This window comes from Pseudobdellovibrionaceae bacterium, assembly GCA_023898385.1.
Lineage (GTDB): Bacteria > Bdellovibrionota > Bdellovibrionia > Bdellovibrionales > UBA1609.
Map to the genome: position 1 here is coordinate 2,734,365 of CP060220.1, position 14,117 is coordinate 2,748,481.

Genomic DNA, 14,117 nt, shown 5'->3' on the forward strand with positions numbered 1-14,117 from the left:
TTTATCTAGGAACCGTGAATTCGACATTTTTTGGTAAGAGCCGAATATCATCTTTAGAGATGGTGAGATCGTCCATTTCACCTTTGAGTTGAACAGAATTCAGCACCCATTTGTCAGGCCATTGACCGCCCAGGTTTTCCATTCGCAGTGTTACAGGTAAATTATTAAAGTACTGTTGTTCAAAATTGTCTGATGGGGCTGATGCATAGAGCTCGCCAAGTGGCAGCCAAATGGTCGCCATTCGATTGATATCTTGATCATTTTCATGACAAGGAGATTCTACGATCATTTTTGGCGGAAGGCCATTGACAGCTATTCCAGGCGCAATGAACTCGAGTTCCAATTTGCTGTACCTCTGACAGGCTAAAATTTTTCGGCCCTGGTCAGATTTTGTTACAAAATGTCCAAGTGCGATCCCAACTTGTCGATCGGACACTTCAACCTTAGCAGATTCAACCAAGCGCTCTTGGGCTGCCAATTTAAGGGCCGTGCCCTCTAAGTGCGAGTAATCGAAAATCTTATTTATGGCTGCCGGTTGTCGATGATCTGCACTTCCTGTGTAGACAAAAAATATACCATCCCAGGAATTATAACTGGTAGAGAGGCCAAACAGCAGGCCGGCCAAAAATATAAATAATGAGAGCCCTATATTACGATTTTCCATCACAATTCATATCGACTCTTTGTGGTAAAAACTTAAGCTTTCCAGCCATTGGTCGGGGCCACAGTACCTATGACCACAATGACCCATGGAGCTAGCGTTATTACCCGTTAGGTGAACTGCTTAGCAAGCTCTACAAAAGTCCGAACCAAAACTCCAGAGGCCGCTTTTTTCTGACAGTAATTAAGACGATTGCTCACATTCCACGCTGTGCCTGCAATATCAAAATGGGCCCAGGGGATATCCTTATCGACAAACTGTTCTAAAAAGGCGGCTGCCGTACTGCTTCCAGCCCCTTTAAATGAGGATATGTTAGATAAATCCGCATGCACGCCCTTCATATCGCTGAGGTGTTGATCAGCAATGGGCATCGGCCACATCAATTCTCCTGAAGCTTCAGCTGCTTTTTCAATTTTGGCAGCCAATTTTTTATCGCGGGTGAAATAAGCGGTGTGAAGATTACCAAGTGCGACCACAATGGCGCCAGTCAATGTTGCGGCGTCTACAATCATTTGGGGTTTTTGTTCGGTGGCGTAAGAAAGTGCATCCATTAAAATTAAACGACCTTCGGCGTCGGTATTTAAAACTTCAACGGACTTTCCATTTCTAGCGACCAAGATGTCGCCAGGTTTATTGGCATTTGGACCAGGCATGTTTTCTGATGCTGGAACGTAGCCCACAGCATTCACTTTTAACCCAAGCTTGGCAATGGCCAGCATGGCGCCGATCACGGCCCCACCGCCACACATGTCATAGCGCATTTCGTCCATGGAGCTTGAGGGCTTTATGCTAATTCCGCCAGAGTCAAAGGTGAGTCCTTTACCAACAAAGGCGATGGGTTTTTTGCTAGCTGCCGCCCCTTTGTATTCGAGAATAATAAACCTAGGCTCCTTGTCGCTGCCGGCGGACACGCCGTAAAGGCCACCCATTTTTTCTTTTTTAATGCGAGCTTTATTCCAGGATGTGACCTTGAGCTTTGTGCCTTTGGCGGCCTTTTCGGCTTCGTTCGCTAAGGCCTCTGGGGTGATGATATTTCCGGGAGAGTCTCCTAGCCGTCGAGTGAGGTTCACACACTCCACAAGCACATTGGCCGTGTTAAAGGCGCCTTTGTACGAGGCCGTAAATTGTTTTGCGCCGGCCAAGATTTGAACTTTCTGTAAGCTGTGGCAGCGATCTTTTTTAGTTTCAGCGGCTTTATAATCATCATAGTCGTAATCGCAGAGAAGTAGCCCTTCCGTGGCGGCTTGTAGGGCTGAGGGGCCATCACGAAAACCTTTTGTGATGTTTTCTAAAAACATGTGAGCCGATTTCGTTTTTTCAGAGTTGAGAGTGTGCCAGGCTTGGGCCGTGCCTTGACGAAGGATCTCGTGGTTGAGGTTTTTCGAGGTTCCTAGACCACAAAATAAAACATTTTTGTAACCACTGAGATTAGCATGTCGAAAAAACAGACACTCTTTAAAATCACCCCGAAAGGCACCCTCGTTAACCGCGTCCTGTAGCCAGTCGTTGGTTGCTTTGTCTGCACCAAAGGCAGCGACGGAGGGTTTTGCTCCACTTTTTGCTGATTTGGCCGGAGTTTGAATTGCAAACAAAACTAAAGTTTGGGCGGCTTTGGTCGAGGGGCTGGTCTTAATTAACTCTACTTGCATTTGCGAACCTTTTGTTTGTTGTTTTAAACACAATTTCAGCCCATTAATGCGGGGCACAATATAAAATTTGTTGTGTCAATCTAGGTAGCACAGTGGGTTATGTGAATAAAGCATTTTGTGATTAAGTTTAATGGCGCCTTGTCCGATGAGAGCCTTGTCAAACATATTGGGCGACCCATAATGGATAGGAGTTATGGCCTAGTATGTGGACTAGAAAACCGAGTTAGGCTCTAACACGGTGGATGAACTGCATTTAAGATGAATTAAAAGCCTTTTGCAAGGGAGTGGGACTTGGCACTGATACCTGTTGTGATTGAACAAACGCCTAAGGGTGAGCGCAGCTATGATATTTATTCACGACTGTTAAAGGACCGGATCATTTTATTGGGGTCACCGGTTACGGACGATGTAGCAAATAGTATCATCGCTCAGATGTTTTTCTTAGAGATGGACAACCCCGAAAAAGACATCTCGCTCTACATCAATTCACCGGGTGGAAGTGTAACAGCTGGCCTGGCTATTTACGACATTATGCAATTTGTAAAGTGTGAGGTGAGCACAGTTTGTATTGGAATGGGCGCAAGTATGGGATCGCTTTTATTGACTGCTGGAGCAAAGGGTAAACGTTATGTATTGCCTCACGCCCGCATTATGATACATCAGCCATTGATCATGGGTTCAGGCATTACCGGCCAGGCCAGTGACATTGAAATTGAAGCAAAAGAAATGCTTGATACGAAGCGAAAGTTGACGGCGATTTATGAACGTCACACAGGTTTAGATCACGATACCCTAACAAGGGCTATGGACCGCAATAATTACCTAAGTGCAGAGGCTGCGGTGGAAATGGGATTGGCAGACCAAGTGGTTGCCAGTAGAAAAGCCACAGAAAAGGACTGAGCGGATGAGTAAAAAAGATAACTATGGAAGTCTTTGCTGTAGTTTTTGCGGTAAAAGCCAAAAAGAGGTTAAGAAGTTAATTGCCGGTCCTGGCGTATACATCTGCGATGAATGTATTGATTTATGTAATGACATTATCACAGAAGAAAAAGAACGTGAGCAAACAACAAAATCGGTACTGAAAGTTCCTAAGCCGGTAGATATTAAAGCCCACCTAGATGACTATGTGATTGGCCAAGAACAGGCTAAAAAGTCGCTCGCGGTGGCTGTGCACAACCATTACAAGCGTATCAACTCTACAAAAGGCAAAAAAGACGACGTCGAAATTGCTAAGAGTAATATTTTATTGATCGGCCCGACCGGTTCGGGCAAGACCCTGCTTGCGCAAACAATTGCGAAAATATTAAACGTTCCCTTTGCTATGGCCGATGCCACGGCATTAACAGAAGCTGGATATGTGGGCGAAGACGTAGAAAACGTCGTGTTGAACCTACTACAGTCAGCTGACTACGATGTGGAAAAAGCGCAGCGTGGAGTCATTTACATCGATGAAATTGATAAAATCACTAGAAAGTCTGAAAACCCATCCATCACTCGCGATGTCAGCGGTGAAGGTGTGCAACAGGCTTTGTTAAAAATCCTCGAAGGCACGGTGGCCAATCTGCCGCCAAAAGGTGGGCGCAAACACCCTCAACAAGAATTTATTCAAGTGGACACCTCGAATATCTTGTTTATCGTGGGTGGAGCCTTTGTTGGTTTAGATAAGGTGATTGAAAACCGTACCACAAGCAAATCCATGGGGATTGCGGCAGAAATAAAAACAGCTAAAGAGCGTTCGAAACCCGAAGACTCAAACATTTTGCAAAAAATTGAACCCGATGATTTGGTGCGATATGGATTGATTCCAGAATTTATTGGACGCCTTCCGGTCGTGGCTGTGCTCGACCAGTTGAGCGAAGAGGCATTGATAGATATCTTGGTCAAGCCGAAAAATGCACTAACAAAGCAGTACAAGAAGCTGTTTAGCTATGAAGATGTGGACCTGCGGTTTACCGATGAGGCCTTGCGCTCTATTGCCAAGCAAGCCATTCGGCGCAACACTGGTGCACGTGGTTTGCGGGGTGTTATTGAGACAGCCATGCTGGACATCATGTATGAAATTCCTTCCAAGGAGAATATAAAAGAAGTTATAATCACAGATAAGGTTATCGATAAACTCGATAAACCTGAGGTGACTTATAGAACTTCTAAGGAAGGAAGATCTTCGACTGCAGCGGGATCAGCTGAAAGCGCCTAATTTAACAATTGGGACAGCTTCTCATCGTCGACAAAAATCCTTTCTTAGTTTCTAAATAACCTCTATAAACAAAGGTGTTGGAGGTCGTTATGTCCACAGAAACTACTAAGAAGAAAAATTTACCCTTGTTGCCACTGCGCGACTTAATCATTTTTCCTCATATGATGATGCCTTTGTTTGTGGGTCGCGAAAAAAGCATAAACGCTCTTGAAGAAGCCATGAGCAAACAAACTGACATTGTATTGGCGGCGCAAAAAGATCCGAAAACTAACACCCCGCAACCTGAAGAAATTTATAAAGTGGGGACGGTGGGCACGATCATTCAGTTGTTACGTTTGCCCGACGGTACGGTAAAAGTATTGGTCGAGGGTAAGCGTCGGGTTCGAATCGAAGAGTATGTAACTAACGACAATTATTTTGAAGTGCTGGTTTCAGAAATATCAGAAGACCTAAGTAGCGAAATCGAAGCTAAGGCTTTGATGCGTTCAGTGAAAACCACTTTTGAAACCTATGTGAAGCTGAATAAGCGAATTCCACCAGAAATTTTGATGAGAGTTTCAACTATAGACGAGCCTGGAGAATTGGCTGACATCATTGCGGCCCAGTTGAATTTGAAGCTTGAAGATAAACAGCGTATTTTGGAGATCAATGATCCGGGATTGCGGCTTGAAGAGCTGTTAAACTTAATGACTGGCGAAATAGAGATTCTTGAGGTGGAGCGAAAGATTCGCGGTCGTGTTAAAAAGCAAATGGAGAAGTCTCAAAAAGAATACTATTTGAATGAGCAAATGCAGGCCATTCAAAAAGAACTTGGCGAAAAGGACGATTACCAAGCCGAGCTGGAAGAATTGTCGCGCCGTCTTGAGAAGAAAGACATGAGCGATGAAGCTAAACAGAAAGTTCGCAAAGAAATAAAAAAGTTGAAAATGATGTCGCCAATGAGCGCCGAAGCAGCGGTTGTGCGCAACTACGTGGACTGGATGTTGGATCTGCCTTGGTTTGATTACTCGCAAGAAAAGCACGACATCGAATATGCTCGCGAGATTTTAGATGATGACCACTGGGGCCTTGAAAAAGTAAAAGAGCGAATTCTAGAGCACTTAGCGGTACAAGTACTTACCGACAAACTACGGGGACCAATCTTGTGTTTGGTGGGCCCTCCCGGGGTTGGTAAGACGTCTTTGGCAAGATCCATTGCTAAGTCGCTAAACAGACCCTTTGCGAGAATTTCTTTAGGCGGCGTCAGAGATGAAGCTGAAATACGTGGTCACCGAAAGACTTACGTTGGTGCAATGCCAGGTAAAATCATTCAGGCTATGCGCAAATGTTCAAAGGGTAATCCGCTATTGTTGTTAGATGAGATCGACAAGATGAGTACCGATTTTCGGGGAGATCCTTCGTCGGCTTTGCTTGAAGTGCTTGACCCGGAACAAAATAAGACTTTCCAGGATCATTACTTAGAAGTGGACTATGATTTGTCTAACGTATTGTTTTTTACTACGGCAAATTCGCTACATCCAATTCCAAGGCCGTTGCTTGATCGGATGGAAGTGATTCAGCTTGAGGGTTACATAGAAGACGAAAAATTTAATATTGCAAAAAAATACCTAATTCCTAAGCAGATCGAAATGCACGGATTGCATGATTACAATATTAAATTCACCGATCCGGCCGTGCGAGAGGTGATTCGCTCTTACACCAAAGAAGCCGGTGTGCGAAACCTTGAGCGAAAATTAGCCACTATATGCCGAAAGTTGGCGAAAGAGATTGTAGAGCAAGAGCTTTACAACAAAGAAAAAGCCAATATGACCGATGACAAAAAGTCTAAAGGAAAGACAAAAAAATCCACTGCGAAGGTGGCCAGAAAACCCATTACGGTGATTCCAAAGAAAGTGATTGAGCTTTTGGGGCCTGACAAATACCGGTTTGGAAAAATCGAAGGTCCAAATGAAATCGGGTTAACGAATGGTTTGGCATGGACAGAAGTGGGTGGGGACTTGCTTGTTGTGGAAGTTTCCGTTGTGCCAGGGCGAGGCAAATTCACAATCACGGGGCAACTCGGTGAGGTAATGAAAGAGTCTTGTGCGGCGGCCATGAGCTATGTGAGGTCTCGCGGCCCACTCTTTGGTTTTGATCGAGAATTCTACGCAAATCACGATATTCATATTCACGTTCCTGAAGGAGCTATTCCTAAAGACGGTCCTTCGGCGGGCATTGCTATAACTACGAGTATTGTATCGGCAATTACAAAACTGCCCGTACTTAAAGATGTGGCTATGACTGGTGAAGTTACGCTTCGAGGTCGAGTGCTTGCCATTGGTGGACTTAAAGAAAAGATCCTGGCCGCTCACCGCGGGGGAATCAAAACAGTGATTTGTCCAAAAGAAAACGAGAAAGACTTAAAAGATATACCAAAGCAGGTTTTAGAAGATCTAAAAGTCATCCTGGTTGATCACGTGGATCAGGTGCTCGTAAATGCGTTGGCGATTAAGTCACCCAAAGAGCTTTTCAAAGTCAGAGCAGAAAGAGCTCTAGGCTTAAGAGCTCAACACACAGGTCACCAACTACACCATTAAACCGCATCCTCATTCCCTCCCTTTTCGGTAATCGAAAAGGGGCCGGGCAAAGGAAGCTCCGTGGCAAGAGCCGCCTCGGCCCTAAGCGGGAGGGGCATCGACGGTGCACGGCACGAGTGGCCGCAGGTCGTCTTCGGATGGCGTCACTGCGTGCCGCCACCCGGATACGCCCAGCACATCGTGATGTGCACCGTCGATGCCCCTCCCGCTTAGGGCTGAGGCGGCTCTTGCCACGGAGCTTCCTTTGCCCGGGTTTTCACTTAATCAATCCTCCATATAAATATTTCATTAGTTTCAATTGACCGGCCTTCTTGTTTCTGTAAGAAATTGAGGGACAATTTTTCTGCTTCTAAAAGCAGCACATCATCAGTACAGTTTTGTCTGTCCATATGGGCGGGGGGTTTCAGTGTCAGACAAGGCCAAAGCAGTCCTTAGTAGTCATGCGGCAGCCAGCGAAATCAAGGAGATCGTAGCTCCTGATTCTCTATTTGAATTGGGCAAGCTCTACAGCGAGCGCTGTGATTTTGTGACCGGGATTAGTAAGCTTGAGCAGGCGGCTAAGGGATACTATCAGCAAAAGCAATTTACAGGTTATTTGAAAAGCCTGAATCTATTGCTTCGAATGTATGCCGAAATGGAAAACCACGAAGCTATAGACGATACTAAAGAGCGCCTGCAAGATTTGGTTTTAAAAGAGAAAGTTAAGTTAAACGCCAAAAGTTTTTATACGCTAGGTCTTTGTGCCTCTTATAAGCAGCAGTATAAAACGGCGCTTGAGTACCTAGAGAAGTCATTGGCCCAAGCTCTGGCCGACGACAATAAAGAAGACATTTGTTATGCGATAAATGGCTTGGCGCTGGTATATACTTTGTTGGGCCGTTATGATGATGCCCTCAAAGAGATTTATAATCTTCAAGTTTTCTTTCAAGTGTTGCCAGTACCTGATCTTGAGCTCTCCAGCCAGATGTTAAATGGCCATATTTTAAGAAAGATGGGCAAGTATGATCAGGCATTAGAGGTGTTTTGGCGCTGCTATGATCAGTTGAAATCTCAAAAGAATTTGTACATGTACATTCTATTGTTGGATGCGATGGGTACGACCTTTCATGAGATGGGCGACAATGATATGGCCCGTATGTATATGAATCTGGCCCGTCGCACGGCAGACCCTGAAAATCTCAGGTACTTCACTCGAAACTTAGAGGCGAAGATTGAAAAACTCGGCGGGGTTCATGATGAGTCGAAGTATGATTTGGTTTTTCATGCGTCGACAAATTCTGTTGTAGAAAAAAAGCGGGGACGCATTGATTTCAAAAATCAATTTATTTTGATGGACATGCTTCGCCTGTTTTTACAACACCCTGGTTCAGTTTATTCAAAAGAATCACTTGTTAAACAGGTCTGGCGCCAAGAGTATGATCCGCAGGTTCACGATAATAAAATCTATGTGACGATTAAGCGACTACGAAAAATGATTGAGCCGGACTTTGACAAGCCTAAGTATATTTTTAGGGCAAAAAACGGATATTATCTCAGCAAGGATACAAGAGTCCTCATTGACTGACATTCAGATCAATGAGGGGGAGGCATGGCCATGAAAATTCAAAACATCTTTGGTTTAGTCGTTATAGGGCTGACTTTGTTTTTTTTGGCCGGTCCCCCCAGCGTCGCCAGCCAAGATTCAGGTTTTGTGCCCTTAGAAGATACCTTGCCTTGGCCTTGGGGGACGGAATGCCCCTTTCCCTGGCAGGATATAGAAGGCATGTGGAAGATGCGATCCAATGTGGAAGGGTCTTACTTTGAATTCACGGTGATTTCAGAGCTCGAAGATGGCAGCCGTGTTTTTGAAGTGACTCACTACAATGAGGATTTCGAAATTATAGCCGCTGGCCGCGGCTTGGCTCCGAGCGGTAAGCGAATTGTTCGTGCCGCAATGCATTCACCAGAAGAATATAAAGGCCGACCCTACTCTTATTGGGCCATTGTACGCTCCTACGAGCGAACAAATGACTATGGCTGTGGGGGAGACCTTGTCACAGCGGTGACCTTCAGGCCGGTGGAGCAGGCTGAGGGCGTGGATCATCACTATATCCTTGAAAAAGTACAGTCCTATTGAGGTTTCGGGCTGGACAGCCTGCCGGAATTTCTTTATGTTAGGCAGCTCGAAAACGCTGAAGATAGGGAGTTAGCTCAGTTGGTAGAGCGCCACCCTTACAAGGTGGATGTCATCGGTTCGACCCCGGTACTCCCTACCAAACAAAACAACCACCCTCTGGGTGGTTTTTTTGTTTGGTACAAAGTGGCCGAGGCCACTTTGGCCTGCGGCCCATGCGCTCGCAAGTCTCGCTTATGGGCCTCGGCCACGAGCCGCATCAAAACGCCCCTGGCGTTTTGCCGCGTTCTCGAAACCCGGTACTCCCTTTTCCTTGTTTTATCTTTTTTTTTCTTGGTTCATTGTTCTGTTTTGGTTCTTTGTTTGGTGGATTGGATTGCCTTCGGCTTTTTCCATTTGGTGAGGTGTTCTCTTGTTTTGCGACCTTATTCATCGTTTTGGTTGTCGATTTTTGACTTGATTGCCTTCGGCTTTTTCTTTCTATTTGGTTCTTTTCTTGTTTTTTGATTTGTGGAGCTTGATTTGGGCGCCTTTGGCCTGTTGTTGCTGGAAAACCACAATTGTGCTGGACAGGGGCGTTGGGGTTTTTTAGGCTTCAATGTGATTCACATGTTCCTGGGGGGGGATTATGCGTCATCTTTTGGTTTTAGTGTTACTGCTGGGTTTTAATTTGGCTCATGGAGATCAGTGTCCTGATTTGTCGGGGGAATACCTTTGTAATTATGATCGTGGGACGGAGCTGATGACATTTACAATGGCCGAAGAAGAGGGTGCTGTTGTTTATCATTACAATGAAACTTTTCATCTTGTTGCTGATGGTGAGGTTAGGGACTTTCCGCAGGATCAATTTTATAATACGGTTCGTGTGGCTTGTCGTGAGGGCTCGTTGATTGTGGATTTGTTGGCCGCGGAGGGCGAGTATGCGGATCACTATCGTGTAAAGTGGACCCCCATCAGTGGCGGCATTAAGGAACATACCTATCTTTTTGATACGTTGCCCGCGGGTACAAAGAGGCTTTTGGGGCAGGATCGATTTTTTTGTCGAAAGCAGTGAATCACAAGAACAATACTGGACGGTACGTACGTGAAATATATTTCGAGTACCTGATTCCAGTTATAATTTTGTGAATGTTTGGCAATTGGTAGAGGACATTAACTATCCTGAGTTGAAAAGGTCAAAATAGTTCCAGGACTTTTGTCTCTCATATTCAATTTTTTAGTTCAAGAATCGACAATCGAGTTCAATAAACGCCGTCTGTACAAATCTTTGTTGAGACGTCATAATTAACTAATGGAATTTTCATACGCAGATGCGTTTTCTCGAAACCTTGGTTTTTTCTCTCATGCTGACCAAGAAAAAGTACGGCAAACCAAAATAGCTATTGTCGGCATGGGTGGCGTGGGTGGACACCATCTACACACTTTGTCGCGAATGGGTTTTTGCCGCTACCACATAGCTGACCTTGATATCTTTGATGTGGTAAATTTCAATCGGCAAATTGGGGCGACCATGAGTCATCTCGGTTGGGCAAAGACTGACGTGATGGCAAAAATAGCCTTGGATGTAAATCCAGAGTCAGAGATCACTCAATTCAATCAGGGTGTGACGCCAGAAAACATGGACGAATTCTTAAAGGGCGTTGACCTTTTAGTAGACGGCCTCGATGTGTTTGCCATTGATATCAGGATGTTACTTTTCGAGCGGGCTTATGATTTGGGAATACCGACAATTACGGCGGGCCCCTTTGGCATGGGCACGTCGATTGTGGCGTTTAAACCCGGTGGAGTTCGGCCGAAGCACTACTTTCAAATCACCGACGGGATGCCGCCTAAACATAAGCTTGTGCATTTTTTAACGGGCGTGTCGCCGATGCCCCTGCATGGCGGCTATGTGGTGGCTCCTGAGCTTGTCAATGTGGACGAGGGGCGTGTGCCATCGCTTCATGTGGGATGTTTGGCGGCAACGGCGGTTATTGGAGCCACTACTTTGAAGATCATTTTAAATCGGGGCCCCATGTTATGGGCTCCTCGTGGATATCATACTGATTTTTATTACAATCGTGTGTACCGTTTCTGGCGGCCAGGTGGTAATAAGAACCCTCTAAATCAATTTGTCATATGGTTGACGAAGAAAAAGTACAACGTCTAACGAGGGTTTCTTGGCTCGAAAACTAGATCTGTTTAACTTAACTCAACAGCCTTTTGTTGCTCGCGATAAAGAGTGGGAGAGTGCATTCTTTCAAGCCCTATATGAAGGGCGGCTATCCATTGAAGACGGCACCACCCAAGTGGGGCCCGATGGTTGGCCCTATTTATTTGCGCAAACTATCGTGGGTGCCAAAGAACCCGTGCGAAAAATTATTGATTGGCTTTCCGAAAAAGGCATCGGCCTTGTTGTTAATGCCCACAAACAAGCCCCTGACTATGTATTCACCTACGGTATGGTATGGAACTGCAAGGAGCGGGGAGAGTTTATTTCTGAAGCTCCTGAAATCAAATCGGGAAAGGTTGTTTTTGAAAAAGGTAAACACGTCGTGGCCGGCCCTCCTTCGCAAGAGTATTTGCCGGGTTACGTAAGGAAAGTGCTAAAACAGTTTTTTGCTGATCAGGGTATTAAAGACATGAAGACGGTGGTTGTGAGCACGGACAGTAAACACTATGATTTGATTTTTTCTCTAGAGTCTCTGGGGGAGCCTCCGCAATCAGAACATCGCGGCATAGCCGAAGCCATCGCTTGGTTTTTGCCATCACACTATTCAATAGTTATTGCCAGTGAAAAAGGCTTGCCGCCATTTACACATTTATAGTGTGATAAAAGAATAACCGGCGAGTGATTAAACAATCTCACCGGGTTCAGGTAACAGATCAATAAGACATTCGCGCCAATACTCGGGCACGTCTTTAGAAAATTCAACGGCCACATGGTACACGCCGCGACCAATGTGGATAGCTCTGGTAATTGTGCCGTCCAAATCCAAGTTCATTTGCGGCAAATACAGAACCACGTTTTGACCAACGATGGGTTCCAGTGTCAGGTTCTTTTTTAAAAGATCTGGAACCAACTCGCGTCGATCGATTTCCATCAGAAACCCAGTAATGGATGCATCAACAATAGAGGCTTGGCGAGCAATCACTCTAAAATCATTCAACGACGTTAAGTCGGTGACATTGATACAATCCACGGTCTTTCGATCTGCTATTCGTCTTTCAGCTCCCATAGCTATTTTCCCCCTAGCTATAGGTCTTATCGGCCAGCCTCAACAAAAGTTGAGGGCCACAGGAACGAATCTCAAAATGAGCCAGTATGGAAGGCCTCGAGAAGGCTGGGGGCGCAGCCCAAACCTATTGAAATCATTAAGAAAAAAGAAAGTGTTGCGAGCCTCAGATTTTTTTAAAGATCACAAGCATCAAAACAAAGCACTGCGATAGGCAGATTTAACGCTCTTTTGTACATTAAAATCCTCAATAGAGCTGCTGTTTTTCATGAAAATCAGCAGCTATGGTGTGGAATTTAATATTGCATGTCAAGTCCATGTTATTTGTTTTTCAGCTAGGCGACATGGAGAATTAATCTTTCACTGACAAAACGGTAAGAGGTCCCAGGCGGGCAGAGGCCATGAAAATTCGAACCCTGACTTAGAAATTTCACTAGACTGCCATGGGCTGCAGAGCGTTTTATTTAAGCACTCACTGGGGAAGAAGGAGGCCTGGCAGCCAGCCCTTGGGTGCTTGGCACTTGGCCCTTGGCGGCTTTGCGCGCCCGCGCAAAGCTCTTCATCTTAACTTTCTCGCTATTTCAGGTCCTTAGCAAAATCAACACTTGTGTATCTTAAGGCCAAAGAAAAAGCCATTGCCGCTTATGGCAGAAGTGTCGAACAAGACTTGAATAAAGCCATAGCTATCTTGAAAGATCGTAGAGGACGTTTAGGGGCATGTATGCGAGCACTTAAAATCACGGAGGTTCCTGAAGCTCTTTTGTGGTCGCAGATAAAAAAACTTGTATAAGTTTAGATTGAACTGGTCTTTTTTTAACTATCAAGCCACGATCACAAAATTACTCCGGCATCGTCATATATCAAGATGACAACTCATTTTCTCATATGTGGAGTGTGAGCCCCATCTTTTTGGCGGCCTTCTTTAAGTCTTTATCTAGGCTAGCGAGAGCACAGCCGTGTCTCGTAGCAAGCTCCAGGTAAGCCGCATCATAGCTAGATAGCTTGAAGTCTCGCCCTAAGCGGAGGAGTTCCGTTGCATTTGGTAATGAGTCATCCACCTCAATGGGTAGTTGAAACAACAGGTTTAGGTATCGAGTGGCATCAACAGCTGAGAGGCGTTTTTTTCTTTCAGCCACGAGTAGAACGTTGGTGACTTCATAGGTCCAAAGGGGCGGAACGATGGCCGTGTGATCTTGCATGGAGTCCAAAATTTTTTCTGCTGTTTTTCCTCCTTCATCGGCAAAGCACCAAGCCATTGCTACGGAGGTATCAAGAATAAATTTTTTCAATATTTTCTACCTTCATTGATGAGGTCCTTGATAGCAACACCCTCAAGGCTGTGTTTAGATCGAAACTCATGTATTTCGGCAATGACTGATTCAACATCGGGTCGAATCGCGCCGGGGGCAGGGACCAGCTGAGCCACGGGCAAGCCGTGCTTAGTGATGGTGAACGACTCACCATTGGCCACTTGATCGAGTAGGCTAGAAAGATGTGTCTTAGCTTCGTAAGAACCTACTTTTTTCATAAAGCTCTCCATAGTAAAATAAACTAGTCTAATACTAGTCTATTTATGGGGTTTTGTCCACAGGATAGCGCGTTCGAGTTTACTTGCTCGACTTTGTTTTCAAAAATGAGATCCATGGATGCCCTAATGCAGCTTTGTAGGCGCTCAGCCTATATCCTGACAAAAAGACTCCGTGGGG

14 protein-coding genes and 1 tRNA gene are annotated in these 14,117 nt (G+C 45.3%); 10 read left to right on the forward strand and 5 right to left on the reverse strand.

Features of this window, described 5'->3' with window-relative positions:
* Position 1: 1 nt before the first annotated feature.
* Both H6626_12540 and H6626_12545 read right to left on the reverse strand, forming a co-directional pair.
* Complete coding sequence (locus H6626_12540) at positions 2–664, reverse strand: hypothetical protein (GenBank protein ID USN47009.1); 663 nt, start codon at positions 662–664, stop codon at positions 2–4.
* A gap of 107 nt (positions 665–771) precedes the next feature.
* The gene (locus H6626_12545; GenBank protein ID USN47010.1) at positions 772–2,310 is read right to left on the reverse strand and encodes a leucyl aminopeptidase; all 1,539 of its coding nucleotides are present in this window, start codon (positions 2,308–2,310) and stop codon (positions 772–774) included.
* A gap of 297 nt (positions 2,311–2,607) precedes the next feature.
* Here H6626_12545 and H6626_12550 point away from each other — a divergent pair, with 297 nt between their 5' ends.
* The 9 genes from H6626_12550 to H6626_12590 all read left to right on the forward strand — a co-directional run bounded on the left by H6626_12550 (position 2,608) and on the right by H6626_12590 (position 12,003).
* On the forward strand, positions 2,608–3,210 hold the full coding sequence (locus H6626_12550; GenBank protein ID USN49033.1) for an ATP-dependent Clp protease proteolytic subunit: 603 nt from the start codon (positions 2,608–2,610) through the stop codon (positions 3,208–3,210).
* Positions 3,211–3,214: 4 nt separating this feature from the next.
* On the forward strand, positions 3,215–4,507 hold the full coding sequence (gene clpX, locus H6626_12555) for an ATP-dependent Clp protease ATP-binding subunit ClpX (GenBank protein USN47011.1): 1,293 nt from the start codon (positions 3,215–3,217) through the stop codon (positions 4,505–4,507).
* Positions 4,508–4,596: 89 nt separating this feature from the next.
* Positions 4,597–7,083: an endopeptidase La gene (lon, locus tag H6626_12560; GenBank protein USN47012.1), complete on the forward strand. Its 2,487-nt coding sequence runs from the start codon at positions 4,597–4,599 to the stop codon at positions 7,081–7,083.
* A gap of 535 nt (positions 7,084–7,618) precedes the next feature.
* The gene (locus H6626_12565) at positions 7,619–8,647 is read left to right on the forward strand and encodes a tetratricopeptide repeat protein (protein USN49034.1); all 1,029 of its coding nucleotides are present in this window, start codon (positions 7,619–7,621) and stop codon (positions 8,645–8,647) included.
* A gap of 30 nt (positions 8,648–8,677) precedes the next feature.
* Positions 8,678–9,199 (forward strand): hypothetical protein, encoded by a 522-nt coding sequence (locus tag H6626_12570; GenBank protein USN47013.1) that lies wholly within the window; start codon positions 8,678–8,680, stop codon positions 9,197–9,199.
* A 63-nt stretch (positions 9,200–9,262) separates the two neighbouring features.
* Positions 9,263–9,338: transfer RNA gene (locus H6626_12575), tRNA-Val, on the forward strand.
* Between the two features lie 486 nt (positions 9,339–9,824).
* Positions 9,825–10,250 (forward strand): hypothetical protein, encoded by a 426-nt coding sequence (locus H6626_12580; protein USN47014.1) that lies wholly within the window; start codon positions 9,825–9,827, stop codon positions 10,248–10,250.
* A 237-nt stretch (positions 10,251–10,487) separates the two neighbouring features.
* On the forward strand, positions 10,488–11,345 hold the full coding sequence (locus tag H6626_12585) for a ThiF family adenylyltransferase (GenBank protein USN47015.1): 858 nt from the start codon (positions 10,488–10,490) through the stop codon (positions 11,343–11,345).
* Positions 11,346–11,373: 28 nt separating this feature from the next.
* Entirely contained in the window at positions 11,374–12,003 is a 630-nt protein-coding gene (locus H6626_12590) for a hypothetical protein (protein ID USN49035.1), read from the forward strand.
* 27 nt (positions 12,004–12,030) lie between these two features.
* Here H6626_12590 and H6626_12595 read toward each other — a convergent pair whose 3' ends face one another.
* Positions 12,031–12,414, reverse strand: coding sequence for a hypothetical protein (locus H6626_12595; GenBank protein ID USN47016.1), 384 nt, complete (start codon positions 12,412–12,414; stop codon positions 12,031–12,033).
* A gap of 604 nt (positions 12,415–13,018) precedes the next feature.
* Between H6626_12595 and H6626_12600 the strand changes: the two genes are divergently transcribed.
* Positions 13,019–13,201 (forward strand): hypothetical protein, encoded by a 183-nt coding sequence (locus H6626_12600; GenBank protein ID USN47017.1) that lies wholly within the window; start codon positions 13,019–13,021, stop codon positions 13,199–13,201.
* Positions 13,202–13,292: 91 nt separating this feature from the next.
* On the opposite strand, the gene H6626_12605 is transcribed toward H6626_12600, so the two are convergent.
* Entirely contained in the window at positions 13,293–13,700 is a 408-nt protein-coding gene (locus tag H6626_12605; GenBank protein USN47018.1) for a type II toxin-antitoxin system VapC family toxin, read from the reverse strand.
* The gene (locus tag H6626_12610; protein ID USN47019.1) at positions 13,697–13,939 is read right to left on the reverse strand and encodes a type II toxin-antitoxin system prevent-host-death family antitoxin; all 243 of its coding nucleotides are present in this window, start codon (positions 13,937–13,939) and stop codon (positions 13,697–13,699) included. Before H6626_12610 ends, H6626_12605 begins: the two co-directional genes overlap by 4 nt.
* Positions 13,940–14,117 lie beyond the last annotated feature (178 nt).